Source organism: Amycolatopsis sp. w19 (genome assembly GCF_051373225.1).
Taxonomy (GTDB): Bacteria; Actinomycetota; Actinomycetes; order Mycobacteriales; family Pseudonocardiaceae; genus Amycolatopsis; species Amycolatopsis japonica.
On sequence record NZ_JBPQFM010000008.1, the window covers coordinates 222,854 to 248,107 of the forward strand.

20 protein-coding genes are annotated in these 25,254 nt (G+C 68.9%); 6 read left to right on the forward strand and 14 right to left on the reverse strand.

From position 1 onward, the window contains the following. Nucleotides 1–232 precede the first annotated feature (232 nt). From hpf to ACSMFO_RS18760, 7 genes are all read right to left on the reverse strand, one after another. On the reverse strand, nucleotides 233–922 hold the full coding sequence (gene hpf, locus ACSMFO_RS18730; RefSeq protein ID WP_007028981.1) for a ribosome hibernation-promoting factor, HPF/YfiA family: 690 nt from the start codon (nucleotides 920–922) through the stop codon (nucleotides 233–235). Between the two features lie 552 nt (nucleotides 923–1,474). Further along, complete coding sequence (locus tag ACSMFO_RS18735) at nucleotides 1,475–2,113, reverse strand: ComF family protein (RefSeq protein WP_436459838.1); 639 nt, start codon at nucleotides 2,111–2,113, stop codon at nucleotides 1,475–1,477. Between the two features lie 433 nt (nucleotides 2,114–2,546). After that, nucleotides 2,547–4,277, reverse strand: coding sequence for an LpqB family beta-propeller domain-containing protein (locus ACSMFO_RS18740; RefSeq protein WP_073848377.1), 1,731 nt, complete (start codon nucleotides 4,275–4,277; stop codon nucleotides 2,547–2,549). After that, nucleotides 4,274–5,953: an MtrAB system histidine kinase MtrB gene (gene mtrB, locus ACSMFO_RS18745; protein ID WP_436459915.1), complete on the reverse strand. Its 1,680-nt coding sequence runs from the start codon at nucleotides 5,951–5,953 to the stop codon at nucleotides 4,274–4,276. The genes ACSMFO_RS18740 and mtrB overlap by 4 nt, the downstream gene beginning before the upstream one ends. A 43-nt stretch (nucleotides 5,954–5,996) precedes the next feature. Further along, nucleotides 5,997–6,674, reverse strand: a complete 678-nt coding sequence (gene mtrA / locus ACSMFO_RS18750) for an MtrAB system response regulator MtrA (protein ID WP_005150760.1) — start codon at nucleotides 6,672–6,674, stop codon at nucleotides 5,997–5,999. Between the two features lie 212 nt (nucleotides 6,675–6,886). Continuing rightward, nucleotides 6,887–8,098, reverse strand: coding sequence for an NAD(P)/FAD-dependent oxidoreductase (locus tag ACSMFO_RS18755; protein WP_436459841.1), 1,212 nt, complete (start codon nucleotides 8,096–8,098; stop codon nucleotides 6,887–6,889). Continuing rightward, a complete protein-coding gene (locus tag ACSMFO_RS18760) occupies nucleotides 8,095–8,412 on the reverse strand; it encodes a bifunctional 3-phenylpropionate/cinnamic acid dioxygenase ferredoxin subunit (protein WP_360093669.1) in 318 nt (105 codons plus the stop codon). Before ACSMFO_RS18760 ends, ACSMFO_RS18755 begins: the two co-directional genes overlap by 4 nt. Before the next feature lie 152 nt (nucleotides 8,413–8,564). Here ACSMFO_RS18760 and ACSMFO_RS18765 point away from each other — a divergent pair, with 152 nt between their 5' ends. The 4 genes from ACSMFO_RS18765 (at nucleotide 8,565) to ACSMFO_RS18780 (ending at nucleotide 14,197) form a co-directional block, all read left to right on the forward strand. Next, on the forward strand, nucleotides 8,565–9,350 hold the full coding sequence (locus ACSMFO_RS18765; RefSeq protein ID WP_350574491.1) for an IclR family transcriptional regulator: 786 nt from the start codon (nucleotides 8,565–8,567) through the stop codon (nucleotides 9,348–9,350). A gap of 157 nt (nucleotides 9,351–9,507) precedes the next feature. Further along, the gene (locus ACSMFO_RS18770; protein ID WP_436459842.1) at nucleotides 9,508–11,946 is read left to right on the forward strand and encodes a GcvT family protein; all 2,439 of its coding nucleotides are present in this window, start codon (nucleotides 9,508–9,510) and stop codon (nucleotides 11,944–11,946) included. Continuing rightward, complete coding sequence (gene solA, locus ACSMFO_RS18775) at nucleotides 11,943–13,088, forward strand: N-methyl-L-tryptophan oxidase (protein ID WP_436459844.1); 1,146 nt, start codon at nucleotides 11,943–11,945, stop codon at nucleotides 13,086–13,088. Before ACSMFO_RS18770 ends, solA begins: the two co-directional genes overlap by 4 nt. Continuing rightward, nucleotides 13,085–14,197, forward strand: a complete 1,113-nt coding sequence (locus ACSMFO_RS18780) for an aromatic ring-hydroxylating oxygenase subunit alpha (RefSeq protein WP_436459846.1) — start codon at nucleotides 13,085–13,087, stop codon at nucleotides 14,195–14,197. Before solA ends, ACSMFO_RS18780 begins: the two co-directional genes overlap by 4 nt. A gap of 29 nt (nucleotides 14,198–14,226) precedes the next feature. On the opposite strand, the gene ACSMFO_RS18785 is transcribed toward ACSMFO_RS18780, so the two are convergent. From ACSMFO_RS18785 to ACSMFO_RS18795, 3 genes are all read right to left on the reverse strand, one after another. After that, entirely contained in the window at nucleotides 14,227–14,859 is a 633-nt protein-coding gene (locus tag ACSMFO_RS18785) for a dTMP kinase (RefSeq protein ID WP_360093721.1), read from the reverse strand. Between the two features lie 83 nt (nucleotides 14,860–14,942). Then, a complete protein-coding gene (locus ACSMFO_RS18790) occupies nucleotides 14,943–15,710 on the reverse strand; it encodes a hypothetical protein (RefSeq protein WP_436459848.1) in 768 nt (255 codons plus the stop codon). Continuing rightward, nucleotides 15,707–16,276 (reverse strand): papain-like cysteine protease family protein, encoded by a 570-nt coding sequence (locus ACSMFO_RS18795; RefSeq protein ID WP_436459917.1) that lies wholly within the window; start codon nucleotides 16,274–16,276, stop codon nucleotides 15,707–15,709. Before ACSMFO_RS18795 ends, ACSMFO_RS18790 begins: the two co-directional genes overlap by 4 nt. Nucleotides 16,277–16,526: 250 nt before the next feature. On the opposite strand from ACSMFO_RS18795, the gene ACSMFO_RS18800 reads away from it, so the two are divergent. After that, nucleotides 16,527–17,522 (forward strand): hypothetical protein, encoded by a 996-nt coding sequence (locus tag ACSMFO_RS18800; protein WP_400946907.1) that lies wholly within the window; start codon nucleotides 16,527–16,529, stop codon nucleotides 17,520–17,522. A 64-nt stretch (nucleotides 17,523–17,586) separates the two neighbouring features. Here the strand turns inward: ACSMFO_RS18800 and ahcY are convergent, their stop codons facing one another. Continuing rightward, nucleotides 17,587–19,059, reverse strand: coding sequence for an adenosylhomocysteinase (gene ahcY / locus ACSMFO_RS18805; RefSeq protein ID WP_340687149.1), 1,473 nt, complete (start codon nucleotides 19,057–19,059; stop codon nucleotides 17,587–17,589). A 91-nt stretch (nucleotides 19,060–19,150) separates the two neighbouring features. On the opposite strand from ahcY, the gene ACSMFO_RS18810 reads away from it, so the two are divergent. Continuing rightward, nucleotides 19,151–21,445, forward strand: coding sequence for a hypothetical protein (locus ACSMFO_RS18810; RefSeq protein WP_436459851.1), 2,295 nt, complete (start codon nucleotides 19,151–19,153; stop codon nucleotides 21,443–21,445). 45 nt (nucleotides 21,446–21,490) lie between these two features. Here the strand turns inward: ACSMFO_RS18810 and ACSMFO_RS18815 are convergent, their stop codons facing one another. The 3 genes from ACSMFO_RS18815 to ACSMFO_RS18825 form a co-directional block, all read right to left on the reverse strand. Further along, nucleotides 21,491–22,195 carry an LPXTG cell wall anchor domain-containing protein gene (locus tag ACSMFO_RS18815; RefSeq protein WP_051972344.1) on the reverse strand — a complete coding sequence of 235 codons (705 nt, stop codon included), beginning with the start codon at nucleotides 22,193–22,195 and terminating at the stop codon, nucleotides 21,491–21,493. A gap of 255 nt (nucleotides 22,196–22,450) precedes the next feature. Continuing rightward, nucleotides 22,451–23,971, reverse strand: coding sequence for an amino acid permease (locus tag ACSMFO_RS18820; protein ID WP_360093690.1), 1,521 nt, complete (start codon nucleotides 23,969–23,971; stop codon nucleotides 22,451–22,453). 237 nt (nucleotides 23,972–24,208) lie between these two features. Continuing rightward, nucleotides 24,209–25,123, reverse strand: a complete 915-nt coding sequence (locus ACSMFO_RS18825) for a cation diffusion facilitator family transporter (protein WP_436459853.1) — start codon at nucleotides 25,121–25,123, stop codon at nucleotides 24,209–24,211. Nucleotides 25,124–25,254 lie beyond the last annotated feature (131 nt).

Sequence of the window (25,254 nt, forward strand, 5' to 3'; positions counted from 1 at the left end):
GTCGACCTCACTAGCTGATTGTGATCGCACCCGAGCCGGTCCCGGGCAATCTCGTCCGCGGCGGTGCCTGGTAACGCACCACCGTCCGCCCCCATCGTAGGGAACACCTCGGTGTTCGCGCACGCACCGTCTGTCGGTACCTGACGAGACGGGGGCGGGTCCTGCCTGATCCGGACATGACGGCGGCCCGCACGGGACGCGTGCGGGCCGCCGTCAGGGCAGTAGTGGCCGGCTAGCTGAGCCGGATGACGCCGTAGTCGAAGCCTCGCCTCCGGTAGACGACGCTCGGGCACCCGGCGTCGGAGTCGTTGAACAGGTAGAAGTCGTGACCGACCAGTTCCATCTCGTAGAGAGCCTGGTCGACCGTCATGGGCTCCGCGTCATGCTTCTTCTCGCGGACGACGCGACCGGGCTGGTGTTCGGTCACCCCGTCATCCCAGCGCTGCTGCTGGGGCATCTCGAAGTCACCGCTCTCGACAGCGAAACCGTTGGCCATGGGTTCGGCCTCCGGCGCTTCGAGCACAGCGGTACCCGCCAGATGTCGGGTGTCGGTGGTCATTCCACCGGCGGCCGCCATCGAAGTCGCCTCGGCGACGGATTCCGGGCGGCTGCGGCCGTAGTGCACGCGCCGGCGGTCGTGTGTCTTCCGCAACCTGTTCTCGAGCTTGTTCAGTGCGGAATCCAGCGCTGCGTAGAAGTCGCCGGCACACGCTTCGGCGCGTACGGCGGGGCCACGGCCCTTACCGGTGATTTCGACGCGCTGGCAGTTCTTCGACTGCCTGCGATTGGGCTCGTGGAAGAGCTCCACGTCGTAACGGATGACCTTCTTGTCGTAGCGCTCTAGCCGGGCCAGCTTTTCGCTGACGAGTGCCCGATAGTGGTCGGGCACCTCCACGTTGCGGCCCTTAACGACGATGTCCATACACGACCTCCCTCGCTGAAATGACTGCGAGCTGTAGATGTGTTCACTAGGGCGCCGGTAATGCGGGGACGAAGCCCGGATCGCGGGCGGTGAGGGAACTCGGCATACGGCCACGACGTCTCGTGTCGGATGTCCGAGCGCGGACTCAGCGCGGCTCCGGCGCCAGGGACATGGGCTGGTCACCTCCCTGCCTGCCGGGATTGCTGATAGCGCTGCACGTTAGCTGCATCACGCCGCGAGCAACAGCCCCCGAGCCGGGGGATATCAGGACGTGAGACCTCGTCACCGCACGCGACGACGACCCTGTGGCCAGCGGGACAATCCGGCTTGTCGGGCGTCGTCCCCGTGATTTGTTTTCACGCGGACGGCGCAAGCCTTCGGACAGGAAAATGCGGAGGGTGCCCAGTGGGCCGTGCCCGGGGGAATCCGCCGCCACCCCGGTGGAGTGGCGGGCCGTCGGAGTGTTCCCCAGAAGGTCCCTCATATCCCGTCAACGCCCATGTACCCATTCCCGTTCCCGATCATTCATCACTCTTGTAGGTGACGCCCCGATCACACGGCGGCGGCCAGCGCTACCACCGCGGAAACGTGAATTCCGCTTATGTCCAAAAAGCGCGTACAAGCGGCGGCGGTCGCTCCGGTTGTGATCACGTCGTCAAGAAGAACGACCTTCTCCCGGCAGGCTCCCGGGACCAGGCGAATACGGCCGTCGAGGTTCGCCGACCGCTGGACGCGCGTGAGCCCCACCGCATCACGGACACCGGCCCCGAGCTTGAGGACTGGTGCCACCATCGCCGGCTTTCCCTTGTCCGCCAGTGCTTTCACGCATTCCTCGGCGATGCGCCGGACGTGCGGTCCACCCCGGACACGCGAGGCGGACCGTCGCGAAGGGACCGGAACGAGGCAAGGTTCCGGCACTGGCTCGGGCAGGTGGGCGAGGGCTTCGGCGACAGCGCGGCCGAAGGAGGGAGCGAGGTCGCGGCGGCCGCGTTCCTTGTAGGCGAGGATCAGGCGACGGGCGTCGTCGGCGTACGGAGCCAGGGCGTAGACGGGAACGAGACCGGCCGTCGGGCCTCGGATGATCTCGCTGAGCGAACCCCAAGCGGTCTGACAGGTCGCGCAACAGGGCGCGCCCGGTGCTCCGCAGGACGCGCAACGGGCGGGGATGAGGAGATCCAGGATTTTGGTCATGGGGCGAGTGTCGGCCGGGGCTCCGACAGTTCCGGATGTCGCCGGGGCGTGACTGGTCCGCTTTGGACACTTCGCGTCGTGAGGGGGCCGGTCATGGCTGGGCGCCGTTGAAAAAGTCAATCGAGGAGAAGGGCGCTTCGGGGCTCCTTCGCGCGCGGGTCCCGGTCCGTGAAGGACTCCTTGCCTACCTTCAAGGTAGCGAAGGAGGCCTTCACGGACTCTCCGCCTTGCTAGCACCGCTAGGAAAGCTAGCGGTACTAAAGGTCCCTTGCTCCCCTCGGCGATGTCCTGCGCGCCCGATGTGGCATTGGGGACACCCAACGTCCCCAATGCCACATTGGGCGCATCTCCCCTCCCGAGCCCCAAGTACATGAAGGCCCCCTTCCTGTACCTGAGCGCAAGGAAGGGGGCCTTCATGTACTTCGGCGAAACCTCAGCCCGGGTAGAACGGGTCCGCATCGGTGACGGTGTGCGCCTGCGGCCGCCAGACCTCGCCCAGTTCGGAGGCGACCCACAGCCCGCCCGCGTCCGCGACCAGGTTCTGCCTGCTCGGCGCCGCGGTGACGCCGTGCACCGGCGGGGTCAGGTTCGAGCCGCTGAAGGTGTCCATCCGCTGCCCGTCCAGCGGCACCTTGACGACCGGCAGCGAATTCGACGACGTCGCGGCGATCAGGTGGTCCTGGGTCGCCCAGTCGACGTCGACGACGTCCTTGAGGTCGCGTTCCTGCAGTTTCCGCGGCGCCCGCAGCGCCACCGAGTCCGCCGTCCGCACGATCGAGGCGACCACCAGCTGCCCGTTGACCACCGCGGCCAGCCGGGACCCGTCGCGCGAAAGGCGCAGTTCGGTGATCTGCCCCAGCCCGGTGAGCATGGTCGCGTCGACGCCGGCCTTCACCCAGCGGCCGTCCGCGGCCAGGGTGACCCTGGCGACGGTGTTGTGGTCGACCACCGTCCAGACCTCACCGGAGACCCCGCCGCCGCCACGGGCGACCGGACGCCAGGTGGGGCGGCTCAGGCTGCCGCCGAACAGGTCCACCGACGCGAGGTCGTGTCCGAGATCGCCGACCCGGAGCCATTGCCTGCCGTCGCGTTCTTCGACCACCGCGAGGCGTTTGCCGTCGACGGACTGCGCGGCGCTGACGACCTTGTACCCGCCGTTGCCCGCGGGCCCGCCGACCGGCTGCCCGTCGCCGAGCGACCGGACCCGCCCGTTCACGGTCATCAGCCCCAGCAGTTCCGAGTTGGGCGCGATGTCCACGTTGTAGTTGGGCAGTTCGCTGGAGCGCCAGTATTCGTGTTCCGGCACCAGCGCGGTGCCGTCGGCCAGCAGCCGGACCCGGCTCAGTGTCACCGTCTGCAGCGACAGGACGATCTGCGCGGCGATCAGGTTCCGGTCCACGAGGCTGGCCCCGCCGACACCGGTCAGGTTGATGTCCAGTGTCCCGTCGTCCGTGCTGCGCACGTTGCTTTCGATGGTGACCTGGTCGCCGAGCAGGTCCTTGACCGCGCCCTTCAACCCCTCCGACGGGCCCTGCAGCACCAGGTCCATCACCCGGCCGGGCAATCCGGCCTGCGGTTTCGCCGCGACGTACCGGAGATCGGGGACGAAGGCGCCGGAGTCCGGCGAGTAGAAGCTGATCGGCACCCGGAAGTAGTTGAGCGCGAAGTCCTCGTCGGTGACGGCGAGTTCCTGCGGCGGGTCCACGATCCGCCACTGGCCGTTCTGCTGCTTCCGCAGCTTGAACTGCTGCGAGTACTCCGCCTTCACCGGGAGGAACGCGCTGTCGGGGCTGAGGGTCCCGAGTTTGAACCCGCGGACGTTCACGACCTGCTCGTCCGGGTTCCCCGACGACGACGAAGTGTCGTAGACGGTGCCGAAGGTGTCGTCGATGATCGTCAGCCCCGGCGACGGCTTCCAGTTACGCCGGGCGTCGTCGTCGAGGTAGACGCGCGCGGCGGCGCTCGCCGTGCCCGGTGCCGCCGAGTTGCGGATGAACTGGCGGGTGACGGTCAGCGGGTCGATCCCGGCCGCCGGTTCGGGGACGTCCGCCGGCGCCTGGCCGGGTTTGTCCCCGGAGACGACGACGGGCTGGGATTCGAGCGGGATGTTCGCGCAGCCTGCGACCAGCAGGAACACCGCGAGCAGGGCCAGCAGCCGTTTCACCGGCCGACCTCCTCGGGCTCGGCGAGGATCGCGTCGGGCGCGGGCCGGACTTCGAGCAGTCCGGACGACCCGTGCGTGTCGGTCGCCTTGTGATCGGGCGGGGGCAGGAGCAGCGGGCTCTCCCCCATCGGCGTGTCCTGCCGCCGCGGCAGCACGAGCCGGAAGCAGGCACCGTGGCCGGTCTCGCCCCAGGCGTCGAGCACGCCGCCGTGCAGCCGGGCGTCCTCCTGGCTGATCGCGAGGCCGAGGCCGGTGCCGCCGGTCCGGCGGTTGCGGGACGGGTCGGCGCGCCAGAACCGGTTGAACACCAGTTCCGCCTCGCCGGGCCGGAGCCCGACGCCTCGGTCCCGCACGGTGATGGCGACCGCGGTCTCGTTGACCGCCAGCGTCAGCACCACCGGGTTCCCTTCGCTGTGGTCCACCGCGTTCGCCAGCAGGTTGCGCAGGATCCGCTCGACGCGGCGCGCGTCGACTTCGGCGGGTGCCTCCTCGTCCGGGACGACCAGTTCGACCGAGCTTCCCGCGTTGCCCGCGATCACCCGGACCTGCTCGACGGCCCTGGTCGCGATCGGGCGGACGTCGATCAGCTCGGCCGAGAGCTCCTCGACACCGGCGTCCAGCCTGCTGATCTCCAGCAGATCGCCGAGCAGTGCCTCGAACCGGTCGAGTTCGTCGACCAGCAGTTCGGTGGAGCGGGCGAGCCCTGCCGGGAACTGCTCGCGTGACGCGTGCAGCACGTCGGCCGCCATCCGGACGGTGGTCAGCGGGGTACGCAGTTCGTGCGAGACGTCGGAGGTGAACCGGCGCTGCAGCCCGCCGAACTCCTCCAGCTGGCGGATCTGCCGCTGGATGCTCGCGGCCATCTCGTTGTAGGACACGGCGAGTTTGGCCAGATCGTCCTCGCCGAGCACGGCGAGCCGCTGGTCGAGTTCCCCGCCCGCGAACTGTTCGGCCGCCGCGGCGGCCTGCCGGACCGGCCGGACCACCTGTCTGGTGACCAGGTTCGTGATCCCGGCGAGCAGGAGCAGCAGGACGAGCCCGCCGACTAGCAGCGTGTTCTGCACCGTCGAGACGGTGTTCTGCTCACTGGTCAGCGGGTACAGCAGGTAGAGCTGGAGCGGGTTGATCATCGTGCTCACCGGCGCGCCGACGATCAGGTACGTCGTCTTGCCGCCGTCGGCCTCGGTGACCGTGTGGGTCAGGTAGCTGAGCTGCTCGGTCTCGACGAACTGGCGCAGCCGCACCGGCACCCGGTCGTAGGGACCGGCGGCCACCGGTTTGCTGGACTGGTCGCGGCCGCCCGCGGCCAGCACCGGTTCGAAGGTGCCCGCCGTCGATCCCGCGCCGTCCTGCGAGGACGTCGTGCTGGAGATCTTCTTCAGCGCGTTGCTCATCCGCGCGGTGAGCGCTTCCGGGCTTTCGGTGCCGACACCGACCAGCTCGGCGGCCGCGGTCTCGACGACCGCCCTGGTCTGGGCGATCGCCGCGTTCTGCTTGGTCTCGACCAGCCGATCGGTGATCTGGTTCTGCAGCACCATGCCCAGCACGAACACCACGGCCGACGACAGCGCCAGGGTGGACACGGTGACCCGGAACTGCAGCGAATACCGCCACAGTTCGTTGAACGACACGATCTTGCGGCGCACGAAAACCACGATGCGCCGGAACTGGCGCATCGTGGTCTGGGCGAGCCTTCGCAAGCGTCCGGTCATGGGGTGATCACGGCGGGCCGGCCTTGTACCCGACACCGCGAACGGTCAACACCACCTCGGGGTGCTCCGGGTCCTTCTCGACCTTCGACCGCAGCCGCTGGACGTGGACGTTCACCAGCCGGGTGTCGGCGGCGTGGCGGTAGCCCCACACCTGCTCGAGGAGCACCTCACGGGTGAACACCTGACGCGGCTTGCGGGCGAGCGCGACCAGGAGGTCGAACTCGAGCGGGGTCAGCGGGATGGCCTTGCCCTCCCGCGTCACCTCGTGGCCGGGGACGTCGATCGCGAGGTCGCCGATCGTCAGCGACTCGGCGGGCTCGGCCTCGGTGCGGCGCATCCGGGCGCGGACGCGGGCCACGAGTTCCTTCGGCTTGAAGGGCTTGACCACGTAGTCGTCGGCCCCCGACTCGAGCCCGAGGACGATGTCCACGGTGTCGCTCTTGGCGGTGAGCATCACGATCGGCACGCCGGATTCGGCCCGGATCGCCTTGCAGACGTCGATGCCGTTCATGCCGGGCAGCATGAGGTCGAGGAGGACCAGGTCCGGTTTCAGCTCACGAAGCGCGGGCAGCGCCCGTGAGCCGTCGGCCACGACGGCTGTGTCGAACCCCTCCCCACGCAGCACGATGGTGAGCATCTCCGCGAGAGCAGGGTCGTCGTCGACGACCAGAACACGTGCCTTCATAAACCTATGTTCGCACTAGTTTCCCCGTGCGGGCGCGCGACCCGGCGATGTGACCACCAGAAAGATCATCGAATCGGGCAAATTGCTCCATCCGAGTAGGGTCTTCGGGCCCTAGAGAGCCTGCTGGCGGAGCTGAAACCGGACTGGAAAAGGCGACCAGACGCGTGAACCCGCCCGGCCGAAGGCCCCGCTATCGCGGCGGCAGGGCGCCTTCATCGCATCCGTGACGGGCGATGACCAGGCAGCGCCCTGCCGACGTCGATCGCGGACGCGGGTTCACCAACGGACTTCAGAGCACGTCGGAGCCTGGTGAACCGCCTCGGGGAGTCGATCGCGAAGACACCGGTCAGCACATCGCCGCGGTGATAGGTCGCGACGAAGCGCTTCGAAGCCACGTCACCTTCGGCGATCCGCACGTCTTCCGTGGCCACTCCGGCGAATTGGAGCCGTCGTCCGTACTGATCGGACCAAAAGTAACCGTGTCGTGCGAAATGCGTGACGGTCGAGCCGGCGAGCAGGTTCGCGACCGCGACGCCCGGCTGGTCCCCGGCCGCCGTCCAATGCTCGGCGCGGACCCGTACGCCGCGCAGCGGGCAGCGGTACCGCGCGACGTCACCCACCGCGATCACTCGGGGATTCGCTGTGACACAGCCGGAATCGACCAGCACCCCGTCGTCGACGGCGAGCCCGGAGCCGGTCAGCCATCCGGTGGCAGGCCGCGCCCCCACTCCGGCGACGACGAGATCGGCGCGGATCTCCCGACCGTCGGCGAGCCGTACACCGGTGACCCGGCCGGTCCCGGTGAACCCGGCGACGGGGACGCCCGCGATCAGCCGGACGTCGTTCTCCGCGTGCAGTTCCCCGCACACCGCGCCCATCCGCGCGCCGAGGACGGGGGCGAGCGGCACGGGCATCGCCTCGATCACGTTCACTTCGTGGCCGAGCAGACGGCACGCGGACGCGACCTCCGCGCCGATGAATCCCGCGCCGATGACGACGACCGCGGAAGGCCCGGCCGCGAGAGCCTGCTTCAGGGCGACCGCGTCTTCGAGCGTTCGCAAGGTGTGCACGCCGTCCAGATCCCTTGCCGCGTCAAGGGTTCTGGCCAGCGCGCCGGTCGCGATGACGTAACCGTCGGCGGCGATCGTGGTGCCGTCGCCGAGTGTCACGCCCTCGCAATCGAGCTTTTCGGCGCGGACGCCGAGGTGCCATTCGGCGGCCAGCGCGTCGAGGTCGTCCTGCCCGGCGAGCGCGATGTCGTCGGCGGAAACCTTGCCCAGCAAGAAATCCTTCGACAACGGCGGCCGGTCGTACGGCGGTTCGGCGCCGATCATCACCAGCCGCCCGTCGAAGCCTTGGGCGCGCAATTCCTGTGCCGCGCGGAGCCCCGCCAGGGAGGTGCCGACGACGGCGACGGTTCTCAAGCCACTTCCTGGCGCGCCTCGGTGTCCACGTAGATCACCCCGTCGGCGATCACGACCGGGTACGTGCGCACGGCGTTCTTGGCCGGCAGGCAGTCCGGCGCGCCGGTCCGCAGATCGAACCGCGCGGCGTGCAGCGGGCATTCGACGTAGCAGCCTTCGATCCAGCCGTCGGCGAGCGACGCGTCCTGATGGCTGCAGGTGTCGTCGAGCGCGTAAAACGCGCCCTCGGAATGGAAGACCGAGACGGGCACGGGGCCCGCCAGGCGGACGGCTTCGCCTTCGGGCAGTTCGGAGACGGAGCAGGCACGGATCATCGGGGCCTCCGGGGAAAGGACCGACGGTTGTTGATGTTGCGTATTACGAGACGGGACGTGCTCTGCGCAACAATCACCCCCGAGGGGCCGGTGCGTCAAGGGATTCGCCCACTCAGCCGAGCGGATCCGGGCGAAACGGCTACTGTTGCGTCATGCGGAACCAGGACGCGGGGAACGCAACATCCAGCCAGGTGCAGTCCGTCGACCGCGCGATCAGCGTGCTGGAACTGCTGGCACGCAACGGGGAAACGGGGATCACCGAGATCGCGGGCGAGCTCGGCGTGCACAAGTCGACCGCCTCCCGTCTGCTGAGCGTCCTGGAGAACCGCGGCCTCGTCGAGCAGCTCGGCGAACGCGGCAAATACGCGATCGGCTTCGGCGTCGTCCGGCTCGCCGGCGCCGCCACCGGGCGGATGGACCTGGCGAAATTGGGCAGGCAGACCTGCCAGGGCCTGGCGGAGACGCTCGGCGAGACGGTCAACATCGCGATCGCCGACGACGGCGTCGCGATCAACGTCAGCCAGGCCCGCGGCTCGGCCGCGATCACCACGCAGAACTGGACCGGGCAGCGCACGCCCCTGCACGCGACGTCCAGCGGGAAGGTGCTGCTCGCGTACATGGGCGACGTCGAACGCAAACGCTTGCTCCGGCGGAAACTCGAACAGTTCACGCCGCGGACCACCGTCGATCCGGACGAGCTGACCGCGGAGCTGGAGCGGGTCGCCGAGGACGGGTACGCGGCCTGTTTCGAGGAACTGGAGCTGGGGATGCACGCGGTCGCGGTGCCGGTGCACGGACCCGGCGGCGACGTCGTCGCGGCGATGAGCGCTTCGGGCCCGTCGTACCGGCTTTCGAAACAGCGGGTGCGGCAGATCGTCCGGCCGCTGACCGAGGCGTCGGCTGATCTTTCGGCGCAGCTGGGGTACTTCGCCGAGTGAAGAGGCCGACCTTTTCGGGCTCTTGACAGCGCGCCCGCCGGTGCCGCACTTTGTTGCTGAAGACGGAACAACGTGCCTCATCCGCAACAGCGCCTGTCACCCCGATGCCCGATGGTCCTTTGTGGACTTTCCGGGCAGGCAGGAGGTACCCCTCACCATGCCCCCCGTACCCCGCGTCGTCGTGATCGGCGCCGGCATCGTCGGCTGCGCGCTCGCCGACGAACTCACCGAACGCGGCTGGACCGACGTCACCGTGCTGGAGCAGGGCGACCTGTTCGCCACCGGTGGGTCGACGTCGCACGCACCCGGTCTGGTCTTCCAGACCAACGCCTGCCGCACGATGACCGAGTTCGCCCGCTACACCGTCGCCAAATACGGCACGCTCGACCTCGACGGGAACCCTTGTTTCCGCCCGGTCGGCGGACTGGAGGTGGCCACCACCCCGGAACGGCTCGCCGACCTGGCGCGGCGGCACGGCTGGGCCACCGCGTCGGGGGTCGAAAGCAGGCTGATCGATCCCGGCGAATGCGCGGCCCTGCATCCGTTGCTCGATCCGGCCAAGGTGCTCGGCGGATTCCACATCCCCTCCGACGGTTTGGCCCATCCCCTCCGCGCGGCCGAGGCGCAGGCCCGCCGCGCGATCGGACGCGGCGCGAGGTTCATCGCGCGACAGAAGGTCGTCGGCGTCGAACGGTCGGCCGGCCGGGTCACCGGCGTGACCACCGAGACCGGGAGCTTCCGCGCGGACATCGTGCTCTCGTGCGCCGGGATGTGGGGGCCGGTGCTCGGCGAACTGGTGGACCTCACGATCCCGCTGGTCCCGATGGCGCATCAGTACGCGCGCACCAGTCCCCTGCCGTCACTCGCCGGCGTGACCGAGGAGGCCACGAGGCCGATCCTGCGACATCAGGACGCCGACCTCTATTTCCGCGAACACGTCGACCGGATCGGCATCGGCGCGTACGGTCACCGGCCGATGCCGTTGCCCGCCAAGGAGATCGGCTCCGGCGAGGGAATGCCCTCGGAGCTCACGTTCACCCCCGCGGACTTCGAAGCGTCGTGGACCGCCGCCGTCGACCTGCTGCCTTCACTCGGCGAGACCAAGGTCGAGGAGGGCATCAACGGCCTGTTCTCCTTCACTCCGGACGGCATGCCCCTGCTGGGCGAACACCCCGGCCTCGACGGGTTCTGGGTCGCCGAAGCGGTCTGGATCACGCATTCGGCCGGTGTCGCGCGCGCCATGGCGCAGTGGCTGGTCGACGGCAGGCCCGAAGCGGATCTGCACGGCTGCGACCTCGCCCGGTTCGAGCGGGTGCAGCTGGCCCCGTACCACGTCATGGCTCGCAGCTGCCAGAGCTTCGTCGAGGTCTACGACATCGTCCATCCCTTGCAGCCCATGGAAGAACCACGGCCGCTGCGGACGAGTCCCTTCTACGAACGGCAAGCCCAGCTCGGCGCTTTCTTCCTCGAAGCGGGTGGCTGGGAACGTCCGCACTGGTACGAGGCGAACGCGAACCTTCCCGAGGTCGACCGCGTCCCCGCGCGCAACGACTGGGCCGCGCGGTACTGGTCGCCGATCGGCGGCGCCGAGGCACTGGTCGCGCGGCAGCGGGTCGCGATGTTCGACATGACGTCGTTGAAACGGGTGGAGGTCACCGGCCCCGGCGCGCTGCCGTTCCTGCAGACGATGACCACGAACCAGCTCGGCAAGAAACCCGGCTCGGTCACCTACACCCTGCTGCTCGACGAGGACGGCGGCGTGCGCAGCGACCTGACCGTCGCCCGGCTCGGCACCGAGCGGTTCCAGGTCGGCGTCAACAGCGCCATCGACATCGACTGGCTCCGGCGGCATCTCCCCGGTGACGGCGCCGCGCAGATCCACGAGACCACCCCGGGCACCTGCTGTATCGGGCTCTGGGGCCCGCTCGCGAGAGCCGTACTGCAGCCACTGTCCACAACGGACTTCTCGCATCAGGCCATGGGCTACTTCAAGACGAAGCAGGCGTACATCGGCCATGTTCCGGTGACCGCGATGCGACTGTCCTATGTGGGCGAACTCGGCTGGGAGCTGTACACGAGCGCCGACCTCGGCCGCGAACTCTGGGACACGATCTGGGAGGCGGGGCAGGCGCACGGGATCATCGCCGCCGGACGGGACGCCTTCTCCAGTATGCGGCTGGAGAAGGGGTATCGGCTGTGGGGCACGGACGTCACCACCGAGCACGATCCGTACGAGGCCGGTCTCGGGTTCGCCGTGCGGATGGACAAGGGCTACTTCGTCGGCCGGGACGCGCTGGCCGGTCGCTCGGAGGAAACGGTGACCAGGAAGCTGACCTGTCTCACCGTCGACGATCCGTACTCCGTCGTGCTCGGCAAGGAACCGGTGTACGCCGACGGCCGTCCCGCCGGGTACGTCACGAGCGCCGCGTACGGCTACACCGTCGGCAAGAACATCGCCTACGCCTGGCTTCCGGTCGAGTTCACCCGGCCGGGAAGGCCGCTGGAGATCGAGTACTTCGGCGAGCGGATCCCCGCCGTCGTCGCGACCGAGCCGTTGTTCGACCCCGCCATGGCCCGGATCAGGAGCGCCGCATGAGTCATTACGACGTCATCGTCATCGGCCTCGGCGGGATGGGCAGCGCCGCGGCGTACCGGCTCGCCCGGCGAGGACGCCGCGTGCTGGGCATCGACCGCTTCGCACCCGTGCACAACCTCGGGTCCAGCCACGGCGGCTCGCGGATCACCCGGCAGGCGTACTTCGAGGATCCCGCGTACGTCCCGCTCCTGCTGCGGGCGCACGAACTGTGGGAGGGCGTCGAACGCGACTCCGGTCGGAAGATCTTCACCCGTTGCGGCGGGATCATGCTCGGCGGTCCCGATTCGCGCACGGTGTCGGGCAGCCTGGCGAGCGCGCGAACCTGGGATCTGCCGCACGAACTCCTCGACGCGGCCGAGATCCGCCGCCGGTTCCCGACGATGAACCCGGCGGGCCACGAAATCGCGCTGTACGAGGAGAACGCCGGCTTCGTGGTGCCGGAAGGCAGTGTGGCGGCGCATCTCCAGCTCGCCGCGCGGGCCGGGGCGGAGCTGCACCACGAGGAGGAGGTCCTTTCCTGGCGGGAGACGTCCACCGGGGTCCGGGTGGGCACGTCGCAGAACTTCTACACCGCCGAACAGCTGGTGATCTGCCCCGGTGCCTGGGCTCCCGGCCTGCTCACCGAACTCGGGATCGAGTTCACCATCGAACGGCAGGTCCAGTACTGGTTCGCACCATCGGGTGGGGTGGCGCCGTTCCGCGCCGAACGGCATCCGATCTACGTCTGGGAAGGCGAAGGCGGCCGCCAGTTCTACGGTTTCCCCTCCCACGACGACGCCGGAAGCGTGAAGGTCGCGTTCTTCCGCGGCGGCCGGCCCTGCACGCCCGAGACCATCGACCGGACGGTGCACACCGAAGAGGTCGCCGAGATCTCGGAGTTCGTCGGGCGGAAGATGCCGGCGCTGCCCGGCACGTTCCTGCGCGGGGCGACCTGCATGTACACGAACACGCCCGACGAGCATTTCGTCATCTCCCGCCATCCCGAGCACGAACGGGTGGTGGTCGCCTGCGGTTTCTCCGGGCACGGCTTCAAATTCGTCCCGGTGGTCGGTGAGATACTCGCCGACCTGGTCGTGGACGGCACCACCGCGCTTCCGATCGGCCTGTTCGACCCCGCCAGGTTCGCCGGAGTCGCGAGATGACGAGTCTCATCCCCACGCTGGGTGGCGGCTACTACACCGACGCCGCCATCTTCGCGGCCGAGCAGGAAAAGATCTTCGAGCGCCAGTGGTTCTGCGCGGTCCGGTCGGCGGACCTGCCGTCGGCCGGTGACTTCCGCACTGTCCGAATAGGACGGGAGAGCGTGCTCGTCAGCCGGGGCCGGGACGGCGGGCTGCGGGCGTTCCTCAACGTCTGCCGCCATCGCGGCGCCCGGCTCTGCGCGGAGGAATCGGGCACGGTGAAACGCGCGTTCCAGTGTCCGTACCACGCGTGGACGTACGGGCTCGACGGCAAGCTGATCGCGGCGCCGAATCTGGCGAACCTTCCCGACATCGACCGGGCCGAGTACGGCCTGCACACCGTGCGGCTGCGGGAGTGGCTGGGTTACGCGTGGGTCTGCCTCGCCGCGGACCCGCCGTCGTTCGAGGCCGACGTCGAAGGCGCGGTGCGCGAACGGCTGGGCGATCTGGAGTCGATCGAGCGGTACCGCCTCGACAAGCTGTCGGTCGGGCGCCGGATCACCTACGACGTCAAGGCGAACTGGAAGCTCATCGTCGAGAACTTCATGGAGTGCTACCACTGCGCGACCATCCATCCGGAGCTGACCGAGGTGCTGCCGGAGTTCGCCGACGGGTACGCGGCGCAGTACTACGTCGGGCACGGCGCCGAATTCGGCGAGGGCGTGGAGGGGTTCACCATCGACGGCGGTTCGGGTTTCGACCGGCTCGACGGCGTCGCGAACGACCAGGACAGGCGGTACTACGCGATCACCATCCGGCCGCAGGTGTTCGTGAACCTGGTGCCGGACCACGTGATCTTCCACCGGATGTACCCGCTCGCGCCGGACCGGACGGTCGTCGAATGCGACTGGCTCTATTCGGAGGAGGTCGTGGCGTCGGGACGGGACGTGTCACGGTCGGTGGAGCTGTTCCACCGCGTCAACGAGCAGGACTTCGACGCCTGCGAACGCTGCCAGCCCGCGATGGCGTCCCGCGCCTACCGCGGCGGCGGTGTGCTCATGCCCTCGGAACACCACATCGGCGAGTTCCACACCTGGCTGCTCACGCATTTAGAGGACGAAATGCGGTAGTTGCACGCGCAAGGACCGCATCCAGAGGACTAGGTGCGGAGGAGGGAGGTCGCGAGAGCCGGGGTGTCGACACCGGCGACGCCGTCGAGAACGTGCCAGGGCGCGAGCCAGCCCGTCGCAGCGAGTTCGTCGTAGACCACCGAGCACCGCTTCTGGAGCGCGTCGTCGGTCTCGAAGGAATCCCGCGCGCGGTCGGCGTCGCTCTCCGCGCGGCGCTGCGCGCGGTCGGCGGCGACGTCCGCGGTGACCCGGAGCAGCAGATGCGCGACGGGCACCGGCAGGCCGAACCGGTCGATCTCCAGTTCCTTGAGCCAGCGCACGAACTCGCCGTCCGCGCCCTGGTGGAGGCGGGCGGCGCCGTACGCGGCGTTCGACGCGACGTACCGGTCGAGCAGCACGACGTCGTGATCGCCGAGACGCGCGCGGATCTCGTCGGCCGCGCCCCGTCGGTCGAGCGCGTAGAGCATCGCCATGCCGTAGACGGAGTCGGCGAGATCGCCGTGGCCGCGGTGCAGCGCTTCCTTCACGAGGTCGGCGTGCACGCTCGCGCCGTAACGCGGGAACGCGATGGACGTGACGCTCGCCCCGGCCGCGTTCAGCGCGCCGGTCAGCGCGTCGGCGAGCGTGCGCTTGCCCGCGCCGTCCAGACCTTCGATCACCACGAGTCGTCCCACAGGGCCAGATTACGGGGCGGTGGTCGACCGGCGGGCCAGACGGGTCAGCTCACGTCCGGCCCACCGGTCCGCTAGGGGACGCGCCTCTTCGAGTGCAGGAAGAAGCCGGCGACACCGATGAGGAGCAAGCCGCCGAAGATCAGCAACGGGACGAAGCCGGTGTCCTGCGCGTCGGGCGCGGGGCCGCCGTCGCCGCGGGGCATCACTTGGGCGTTGTAGCCACCGGCCTTGCCCTCCTGGGCGTACGGCGAGCTCGCGAGCATGTCGCCGTAGCGGCCGGAGACGGTCTTCTGATACTCCGCGAGGGTGGCCGAAGCGCCCGTCGCCGAGCCGCTGGCGCCGGAGTCGAGCATCGTCACCTGACCGTCGCGCAGCGCGTACCAGGCGTCGACCTGGGGTTCGTGGAGCAGCGTCGCACCGGCGGGCAACCGCCGCGCCAGCGCGCTTTCCCGGTCGCCCGACGCGATGTTGCCGACGCGCCAGGCGCCGTCGTCACCGCGGACCGACCACACGGTCGCGGTCTGCCCGTCGGACGCCGTCACCGGCACCGCCACGTAGGCGAGCCGTCCGGCGATCGCACCGTCACCGGCGACGAAATCCCTCGAAAGCTCGTAAACCGGGAAGGATTCGTCGATGACGCTCACCGACGGCGCATGGCTCGAACCACCCAGCTGTGTGAAGAAGCGGCCGAGCTCCGCACGGAGCGTGGGGTCGTCGGCAGCCGCCTTCGCGGCCGCGAGATCTTCACCCGACAGCTGATCCGCGCGCGCTCCGGGCGCCGAGATCAGCAGCGCGACCGCGACCAGCCCGGCGAGCCCGAGGAACCGCCGCGCGCTCATCGCCGGATCCCGGTGAGGGTGTGGGTCCAGGTGAAGGACTTGTTGGCCGAGTAGAAATCGTAGGTCGACCAGTTGTACCGGTTGCCGGTGGGCAGTGGATCCCCCCACGAGACCCACTTCCGGCCGGCGTCCGCCCCGTAGAGGACGTGCATGTGGCCGCCGCCCGAGGCCCAGCCGACCCGCGTCTGGACGGGCTTGCCGTCGCCGGTCTGCGCCTGGACGGCGGCAAAGGGGATGCGGCCCTTGAGGTAGTTCCCCGGGGCCGAGAAGCCGAGCTTGCCGAAGGCACGCCGGACGTCGCCCAGCGTGCCCGGCTTGTCTGCGCACTCCCGGCGTCGCTCGTCGTGAGCGATCCGGCAGAATTCGTTCTGGGTGACGGTGACGCCGTGGTGTGCCGCGATGGTGTTACCGGAAGCCACCCAGCACCACTGGGACTTCTCCTGCGCCTGCATGGCGATCGGGCGCGGGGCGGCGGGCGCCGATGGCAGCGCGCTCGCCGGGGTCTGGATCGCCAGCCACGCCACGATGGTCGCGGCGCCGGCGGCGCAAACCCTCCTCGAGAACACAGGCACGACGGGCCTCCTGGTCACCATGGCGAACCAATGTGGTCACAACGGTGAACAGAAGGTTCACGCAGAGCAAGATGGGCACTCGGCGGAACGGACCGTTCCGGGGCGTTTCCACACCCCGGAACGGTCACTCTTCCGGGGTCAACAACCCCGAACGGGGGACGTAGTGTTCACAGTGCGCTGCTAACGTGAACGTTCCGCGGTGTTCACGCTCAGCGCACACACTGGTCTGGTGAAGGGACGAGCGGTGACACGAGACGGGGACACCCCGACGATCATCGACGGCGCGCGCCGTCAACCGCTCGAAGCCTTGCCCAAGGAGCTCGTCGAGGCCCTTCGCAGCGGCGAATTCCACCACGCGCTCCGCCAGGCGATCGCCTACCGCGGCCTCTCCCTCGCGCGGCTCCGCGCCCACCTCGGGCTCCGCGGCGTCCAAATCGGACAGTCGACGTTGAGCTACTGGCAGCGCGGATTACGCCAGCCGGAGGTACCCAAGGCGCTCCCGGCCGTGCGCGCGCTGGAATCGGTGCTGCAACTGCCCGCGGACGCGCTCGTCGTGCTGATCGGACCGCGGACGGCACGGGCGCGCGGGCATCAGATGGCCGCGTCGTTCCACGACATCCGCTCCGGCGACATGGGCTCGATAGTCGACCAGCTGCTGGCCGAACTGGGCGCGTACCCGTCGTCCAACCGCTACAACGCCGACCTCGAGATGCTCGCGGTGCACGACACGATCACCTTCGACGCCGCGCACCGGCAGGTCGGCCTGCAGACCCGGCTGGTGTGCCGGGCCCGGCGCCACGGCCCGGACCGGTACGTCACCGTCTACAACGGCGACCCCGGCTGCAATATCGCCGACGTCGAGCTGATCACCGCCGAGGGCTGCCGGGTCGGCCGGATCCGGCGCAACGCCGAAGCCGAGACGATGGCCACCGAGCTGCTCTTCGACCGGAAACTCGCCGAGGGCGAGATCCACGTGTTCTGCTTCGAGGTCCGCGACGACTCCGGCACCGCGTCGCCCGGGTACTTCCGGATGCTGCGGGACCAGTGCTCCAGCTACCTGGTGCAGCTGAAGTTCGCGCTCGGCGCGCTGCCCGCCCGCTGCACCCGGCAGTTCCGGACGCGTGACGACGCCGTGCCCGTCGAGTCCGAGGAACTTCCGCTCGACATGGGCGGCGTGACCAGTGGTTTCTTCAGCGACGCCGGTCCGGGGTTGGCCGGCATCGAGGTCGAGTGGCGCTAGCGCGTGCAATGAAAGGCCCCTGCATTGCAAATTTCGCAATGAAGGGGCCTTTCATAGCAGGCCGTCAGTACCGGTAGTGGTCGGTCTTGAAGGGGCCTTCGACGTCCACGTCGATGTACTCGGCCTGCTCCTTGGTCAGCTTCGTGAGCTCACCGCCGAGCGCGTCGAGGTGGATCTTCGCGACCTTCTCGTCGAGCTTCTTCGGGAGGCGGAAGACCTCCTTGTCGTACTCCTCGTGCTTGGTGAACAGCTCGATCTGCGCGATCACCTGGTTGGAGAAGCTGTTCGACATCACGAACGACGGGTGCCCGGTCGCGTTGCCCAGGTTCAGCAGGCGGCCCTCGGACAGCACGATGATGCTCTTGCCGTCCGGGAAGACCCACTCGTCGACCTGCGGCTTGATGGTGATGCGCCGGATGCCCGGGTAACGCTGCAGACCGGCCATGTCGAGCTCGTTGTCGAAGTGGCCGATGTTGCCGAGGATCGCCTGGTGCTTCATGCGCGCCATGTGCTCGACGAGCACGACGTCCTTGTTCCCGGTGGTCGTGATGATGATGTCGGCCTCGCCGAGGACGTTCTCCAGCTTCTTGACCTGGTAACCGTCCATCGCCGCCTGCAGCGCGCAGATCGGGTCGATCTCGGTGACGATCACCCGCGCGCCCTGGCCGCGCAGCGATTCCGCGGCGCCCTTGCCGACGTCGCCGTAACCGCAGACGACCGCGACCTTGCCGCCGATGAGGACGTCGGTGCCGCGGTTGATGCCGTCGATCAGCGAATGCCGGATGCCGTAGCGGTTGTCGAACTTCGACTTGGTCACCGCGTCGTTCACGTTGATCGCCGGGAACAGCAGCTCGCCGGCGGCGGCGAGCTGGTAGAGCCGCAACACGCCGGTGGTGGTCTCCTCGGTGACCCCGCGGACGCCTTCGCCGATCTTGGTCCATTTGCCGGTGTCGGCGGCGACCGAAGCGCTCAGCAGCTGCAGGAACACGCGGAACTCGTCGGAAGTGTCCTCGTCCGGCGAGGGGACGACGCCCGCCTTCTCGAACTCGGTTCCCTTGTGCACCAGCATGGTGGCGTCGCCGCCGTCGTCGAGGATCATGTTGGGACCTTCACCGTCCCAGGTCAGCATCCGCTCGGTGCACCACCAGTACTCCTCCAGCGACTCGCCCTTCCAGGCGAACACCGGGACGCCCTTGGGTTCCTCGGGGGTGCCGTGCGGGCCGACGACGATCGCCGCGGCCGCGTGGTCCTGGGTGGAGAAGATGTTGCAGGAGGCCCAGCGCACTTCGGCACCCAGTGCGACGAGGGTTTCGATCAGCACCGCGGTCTGTACGGTCATGTGCAGCGAGCCCGAAACCCGGGCTCCCCGCAAGGGATACACCTCGGCGTATTCGCGGCGCAGCGCCATCAGGCCCGGCATCTCGTGCTCGGCGAGGCGGATCTCCTTGCGGCCGAACTCGGCGGCCTCGAGATCGGCGACGGCGAACTCGATGCCGTTGCGGGTGTCGTGCCGCTTGGCAACGCTTTCGGGGGTCATATGCGCGCTTCCTCCAAGGTTGGATGACATCTGAACAGTACCGTTGTCGGTTCAGTCCCCACTGGAACGGTTTGGAGGCTTCACCGTGGTCATGCCGGGTCCCGATACCCGCGTCGTCGAAATACGCGTACCCGGGCTAGTGGGCACGAGCGGTGAAAGCCTGCTGGATTCGACGTCGGTGGTCGACGTCGCGGGCGACGGCGTCGGCAGGCTGATCCGGCCGTCGGACCGGCTGCGCCGTCCCGCTCCCGGTCCGGTGCTGCCCGCGCTCGGCCGTTCGATCCCGCGCATTCTCGAAGGCTACCTGTGGAGCGGCATGACCTCCGGTGGCGCGGCGAAGGCGACCTGGGCGCTGCTGTTCCCGTTCTCGCTGGCGAACGTCGCACACTGGATGCTGCCGCCGGTCCCGGAAGGCCGGCGGTCCGCGGCGCTGCTCGGCGGAGCCTGCCGGGGGCTGCTGCGGGTGGCCTCGCTGCTGCTGACGATGTTGCTGATCAGCCAGCTCGCGGTGGTCTCGCTCGACCTGTTCGCCGCGCAGTGCCTCGCGCCGGGTTCGACCTGTCTCGAAGGAGCGCCGTCGTTCCTGCGCGACTTCGCGCCGCTGCGGACGGCGATCGGCGTGGTGCCGTTGCTGGTGCTGATCTTCGTGCTCGACCGGATCCCGTCGTCGGACTGGCGCTCGCGGAACCGGGTCCACCGCGAGCACAGTTCGAGCCCCCTGCAACCCCAGGACCTGCCGCGGACGCCGGGGCTGCGCACGCTGCACACCGTCGCCGCCTTGACCTGTGTCGCGCTTCCGTTGCTCGGCGGGCCGTTCCGGTTGCCGTCCCCGACCTTCGACCTGGTCGTCTGGATCTGCGCGCTGGCGCTCGTCCTCGCCGCACTGGTGGCCTCGACGGTCGGTTTCTCGGCCGGTCCGGTGATCCGGGGCGGGCTGATCGCGTTCGCCGTCGTGCTGGTCGGGATCGCCGTCGTGCGCCGGACGCCGCTGCCCGCGGGACTGCCGGGCGGCGGGCTCGGCGGAGCGGACGGGACGGTCGAAGCACTGGGCGCGGCGATGGTCACGGTGACCGTGTTGTTCGCGCTGATGCTCGTCCCGGCGGCCCTGCTCGGCCGATCGACGTGGAAACACCTGCCGCACCGGCTGCGGCCGTGGCTCGGCGGCTGGGCCGCGGCACCGGTCGTCGCGCTGGCCGGGCTGCTCGGCGGCGGGTTCGGCGCGGGGCTCGCGGTCGCGCTGCGGCAACTGGTCGGCGCGAGCGAACTCCGGCTGCCCGACACCTACTCCCTGGTGACCGTGCTGTGGGGTGCCGGTCTCGCGCTCGCCGTCGTGCTCGGCGTGCTGGGCTTCGCGGTCGCCGTCCCGTTGCGACGGCTGCGCCGGGGCATCCCGAAGATCGTCGCGCTCATGGAGATCAGCAAGGCGCAGGAAGAGGAGGCCGCCCGGGTATGGGCCCGCGCCTCGTGGGAACGCAAGCATCTGCACCATCTCGCGCTCACGGTGGCGCTCGCGATGGCGGCGGGTGGCGGCGTGCTCTTGGTGCTGCGCTTCGGTTTCGGCCCGCTGGGCGCCTGGTCCAAGCCGATCTCCGCGATCGGCGTGTTCGCGCTCGGCGCGATGGCGGCGGGGCTGCTGCGGGTCGTGTTCGCCGCCGCGACGACCCCGAAACGCAGCCGTCACCTCGGCGCGCTGGCGGATCTCGTCTGCTTCTGGCCGCGTGCCGCCCATCCGACCGTGCCGCCGAGTTACGCGCTCCGGGTCGTCCCGGAACTCGCGGACCGCGTCAAGGAACATCTCGCCGACCCCGGCACGCGGGTCGTGCTGTCCGGCTACAACCTCGGCAGCCTGCTGACCGTGCTCGCGGCCGCGCGCGTCATCGCCGACCTCCCGCCGGAGGACCGTGACCGCGTCGGGCTGCTGACCGCGGGCTCACCACTGCAATGGGGTTATCAGCGCGCGTTCCCCGCGATGCTGCCGCAGACGCAGCTGGCCGGGCTCTACGAAGGTCTCGACGGGCGCTGGCGGGCGCTGTGCCGCGGCACGGACATCTTCGGCGGCGGCGTCACGACGTGGCGGCATCGCGTGGTGGCGGGGAAACTGCTGGGCGACGGCTACCTGCCCGGCGGCGGCACAGGACCGCTGGCCGCCACGCCCGACGAGCAGGGTGTCCTCGTGCTCGGCGGCGATCACTGGCTGCCCGACCCGATGCGCGGGCCGACCGGACGGCACCGCTGGGCGCCCGGCGTCCTCAAGCACACGGACTACGTCGTCGACGCCGAATGGGACAACGCCGTCGCGATGGCCGCCGGTCTCGGCCGCCCTCGGCCGAAGAACGCTTGGGGCGAGCAGGGTTCGCTGTTCGGGGACTTCCCGCAGATGCGCTGAAGGCCCCCTTCGCGAGGAAGAGGGCCTTCAGGCGTCAGCTGGTTTTCAGTCGGTCTTCCCGCGGCGCACGCGCAGCAGGACCAGGACGCCGGCACCGGCCAGGACCAGCAGGCCACCGGCCCACAGCAGCCAGGCGTTGTCGAAACCGGTGTCCGCGAGGCCGCCACCGTTGCCGCCGTTACCGCCGACGTTCGGGGCGGGAACCGCGGTGCTCGACGGCGCGGAGGTCTCGGACGGCTTGTCCGTGGTGGTCGGCGCGCTCGTCGGCGGCTTGGCCGTCGTCGTCTTCGTCGGCTCGCTCGGCTTCGTCGGCTCGGTCGGCTTGGTCTTCTTCTCGCCACAGGCGAACCAGTGGCTGATGTCGGCCTGCTTGCCGCCGCCGTTCATCGGCGAACGCAGCTTCTCCCACGGCGGGGTTTCCGCGAGGCCGCGCTTGCCGGGCTCGTAGATGTTGTAGCCGTCGCCGCCCTTCACCACGATCGCGGTGACGGTGACGCCTTCACCGACCGCGGTGATGTTGAGGTACTTGTCGTTCTCCGTGCCACCGGTGAAGGTCAGGTCCTTCGTCGAGATCTCGGTGCCCGGCAGCTTCGCCTTCTCACAGGTGCTGACGTTCTTCGGGGTCGGGATGGCGCGGGGGTCGTCGGTGTGGCACGCGAGCGCGGTGCCCGTGACGCCGAGCAGGGCGGCCGTCGCCAGCGCGACGACGGTGGCGGCGGAGCGGACACGCCGCGCGGAAATGATCTGCATTCAGAGCTCTCCTGTACCGATCGGGGGACAAACGAGCAAAGCGTGGTGCCACCTCCGAGGGAACGCGGTCAACTCGCGGTGTTTCTGCAGGAGTCGCGTTAACCCATCAGGGGGAAGCAGGTCCCGGACGGTATCGCACACGGATTTTACGGCGACATCGGGACCCCAGGTGTTATCGCTCCGAGACCGGACGGCCCGCGCACGAAAACGGCCCACCATCCACAAAGGAATGGTGGGCCGTCGAAACGAGAATGATCAGTCCGAAACGGACGTCGGGACCTCGTCCTTCTTCTGCTTGCCGAGCAGCGAATGGCGACGGCTGTAGACGAAGTAGATGAGGACGCCCAGCACCATCCACGCGATGAACCGCAACCAGGTCAAAACGGTCAGGTTCAGCATCAGCCACAGGCAGGCGAGGATCGCCAGGATCGGGACCACCGGCACCCACGGCACCCGGAAGGCACGGGGCAGGTCCGGTCGCGTCTTGCGCAGCACCATGACACCCGCGGAAACGAGGATGAACGCGAACAGCGTGCCGACGTTGACCATCTCTTCCAGCTTGTCGGCCGGGAAGAAGGTCGCGGCGACGGCGACCAGTCCGCCGACGACGATGGTCGCCCGCTTCGGCGTGCCGTTCGCGCCGGTCTTCGCCAGCGAACGCGGCATGAGGCCGTCGCGCGACATCGCGAAGATGATCCGGATCTGGCCCAGCATCAGCACCATGACGACGGTCGTCAGACCGGCGAGGGCGCCGACCGAGATGATGTTGGCCGCCCAGTCGACGCCGTTGGCCGCGAACGCGGACGCGAGCGTCTTCTTGCCGCCGTCACCCGCCGAGGTGGCGAGTTCCTTGTAGTTCACCATGCCGACGACCACGAGCGACACGGCGACGTAGAGCACCGTGACGATGGCGAGCGAGCCGAAGATGCCGCGGGGCACGGCCTTCTGCGGGTTGCGGGTCTCCTCGGCGGTGGTCGCGACGATGTCGAAACCGATGAACGCGAAGAACACCAGCGAAGCCGCGGCCAGCAGACCGAAGACGCCGAACGAGCTACTGCTGCTGCCCGCGAACACCGAGAACAGCGACTGGTCGACGCCGGTGGCCGACGATTCGGCGCCGGACTGGGCCTCCGGGATGAACGGGGTGTAGTTGGAGCCCTTGATGTAGAAGATGCCGAGCACGATCACGAACAGCACCACCGCGACCTTGATCCCGGTGATCACCATCGAGAACCGCGAAGACAGCTTCGTGCCGAGGGCGAGCAGGGTCGCCAGCACCAGCACCACGATCAGGGCGCCCCAGTCGACGGGGACACCGCCGATCTCGAACGTCGTCTTCGTGCCCTTGCCGAAGATGTAGGAGAGCACGGTTTCGAGGTAGGCGGACCAGCCCTTCGACACCGCGGCCGCGCCGACCGCGAGTTCCAGGATGAGGTCCCAGCCGATGATCCACGCCATGAACTCGCCGAAGGTGGCGTAGGAGAACGTGTACGCACTCCCGGCCACCGGGACGGTCGACGCGAATTCCGCGTAACAGAGAGCCGCCAGCGCGCAGGCGATGGCGGCGAAGACGAACGAAAGCGACACCGACGGGCCCGCGTAGTCGCCGGCCGTGCGCGCGGTGAGCGTGAAGATACCGGCACCGATGACGACGGCGACACCGAAGACGGTCAGGTCCCACGCGCTCAGGTTCCGCCTGAGCTTCGTCCCCGGTTCGTCGGTGTCAGCGATGGACTGCTCGATGGATTTCGTACGCCACAGACCGTTTCCGGGCACCCTTGACCTCCTACACCTGACTGCGGTTCAACGGACCCTATCGCCCGGTCGTGACGGCAGCGCGGTGGGAGAGCAACGAAGTACCCGGAGGTCGCGGCGGTAATCGGCGGAGTACGGAGAGTTGCTCCGGATGGCGGTCGCGCCCCGCCTGGCCCAGATGTCATGAAAGGGCCGTTCAGGACGAAAAACGTCCTGAACGGCCCTTTCATGACATCCGTGAAGCGAGCGGAGACCGGCTCACGCCAGCGCGCGGTCCAGGTCCGGCTCCAGGTAGATCAGCTTCGCCGTCGGCACCTTCGCCCGCACACGCGCTTCGGCGTCGTCGATGGCCTGCGCGATTTCCGCGGTCTCCAGCCCCGGCACCAGCGCGAGCTTCGCGGCCACCAGCATCTCGTCCGGCCCGATGTACAGCGTCCGGATGTGGATGACCCGCTCGACCTTGCCCGCGGCGAGTTCGTCGACGATCACGTCGAGGTCGGCCTCGGAGGCGCCCTCGCCGATCAGCAGGCTCTTCATCTCGATGATCAGGATGATCGCGATGATGCCGAGCAGCAGGCCGATCGTCACGGTGCCGATGCCGTCCCACACCGGGTTCCCGGTGATGACGGAGAGCCCGACACCCGCGAGCGCGAACACGAGACCGAGCAGCGCGCCCGCGTCTTCGAGCAGCACCACCGGGAGTTCGGGGGTCTTGGCCTGGCGGATGAAGGCCCACCAGCCCGCGTCGCCCTTGATCTTCTTCGACTCCTGGATCGCGGTGTAGAAGGAGTACGACTCCAGCCCGATCGCGACCACGAGGATGCCGACCGCCACCAGCGGCGAGGTCAGGTCCTCGGGATGCGAGATCTTGTGGATGCCCTCGTACAGCGCGAACACCGAGCCGAGGCTGAAGAGCATCAGCGCGACGATGAACGAGTAGAAGTACCGGTCCCGTCCGAAGCCGAACGGGTGGGCGCGGGTCGCCTTGCGCTGCGAGGTCTTCTGGCCGAGCAGCAGCAGGCCCTGGTTCGAGGTGTCCGCGAGCGAGTGCACGGACTCGGCCAGCATCGAGGACGACCCCGTGATGAGGAAGCCGGTGAACTTCGCGGCCGCGATTCCGGCGTTCGCCACGAGCGCGGCGATGATCGCCTTGGTTCCGCCACCTGCAGACACTTGCAACTCCCCAAATGGTGTCCCGATATGCCGGGTTCGAAGGCTAGCAGTGCAGATGAGCCGGTACGCGCCGGGCGGGACAGGTCACAGAATTGTCGGGGCCCCTCGCTAGTCTCGCCCCTCTCATGACC

Coding starts and splice junctions, on each gene's coding strand:
- hpf (WP_007028981.1), bottom strand. CDS start 922: ATGGACATCGTCGTTAAGGGCCGCAACGTGGAGGTGCCCGACCACTAT.
- ACSMFO_RS18735 (WP_436459838.1), bottom strand. CDS start 2,113: ATGACCAAAATCCTGGATCTCCTCATCCCCGCCCGTTGCGCGTCCTGC.
- mtrB (WP_436459915.1), bottom strand. CDS start 5,953: ATGCGCCAGTTCCGGCGCATCGTGGTTTTCGTGCGCCGCAAGATCGTG.
- mtrA (WP_005150760.1), bottom strand. CDS start 6,674: ATGAAGGCACGTGTTCTGGTCGTCGACGACGACCCTGCTCTCGCGGAG.
- ACSMFO_RS18760 (WP_360093669.1), bottom strand. CDS start 8,412: ATGATCCGTGCCTGCTCCGTCTCCGAACTGCCCGAAGGCGAAGCCGTC.
- ACSMFO_RS18765 (WP_350574491.1), top strand. CDS start 8,565: ATGCGGAACCAGGACGCGGGGAACGCAACATCCAGCCAGGTGCAGTCC.
- ACSMFO_RS18770 (WP_436459842.1), top strand. CDS start 9,508: ATGCCCCCCGTACCCCGCGTCGTCGTGATCGGCGCCGGCATCGTCGGC.
- solA (WP_436459844.1), top strand. CDS start 11,943: ATGAGTCATTACGACGTCATCGTCATCGGCCTCGGCGGGATGGGCAGC.
- ACSMFO_RS18780 (WP_436459846.1), top strand. CDS start 13,085: ATGACGAGTCTCATCCCCACGCTGGGTGGCGGCTACTACACCGACGCC.
- ACSMFO_RS18790 (WP_436459848.1), bottom strand. CDS start 15,710: ATGAGCGCGCGGCGGTTCCTCGGGCTCGCCGGGCTGGTCGCGGTCGCG.
- ahcY (WP_340687149.1), bottom strand. CDS start 19,059: ATGACCCCCGAAAGCGTTGCCAAGCGGCACGACACCCGCAACGGCATC.
- ACSMFO_RS18810 (WP_436459851.1), top strand. CDS start 19,151: ATGCCGGGTCCCGATACCCGCGTCGTCGAAATACGCGTACCCGGGCTA.
- ACSMFO_RS18815 (WP_051972344.1), bottom strand. CDS start 22,195: ATGCAGATCATTTCCGCGCGGCGTGTCCGCTCCGCCGCCACCGTCGTC.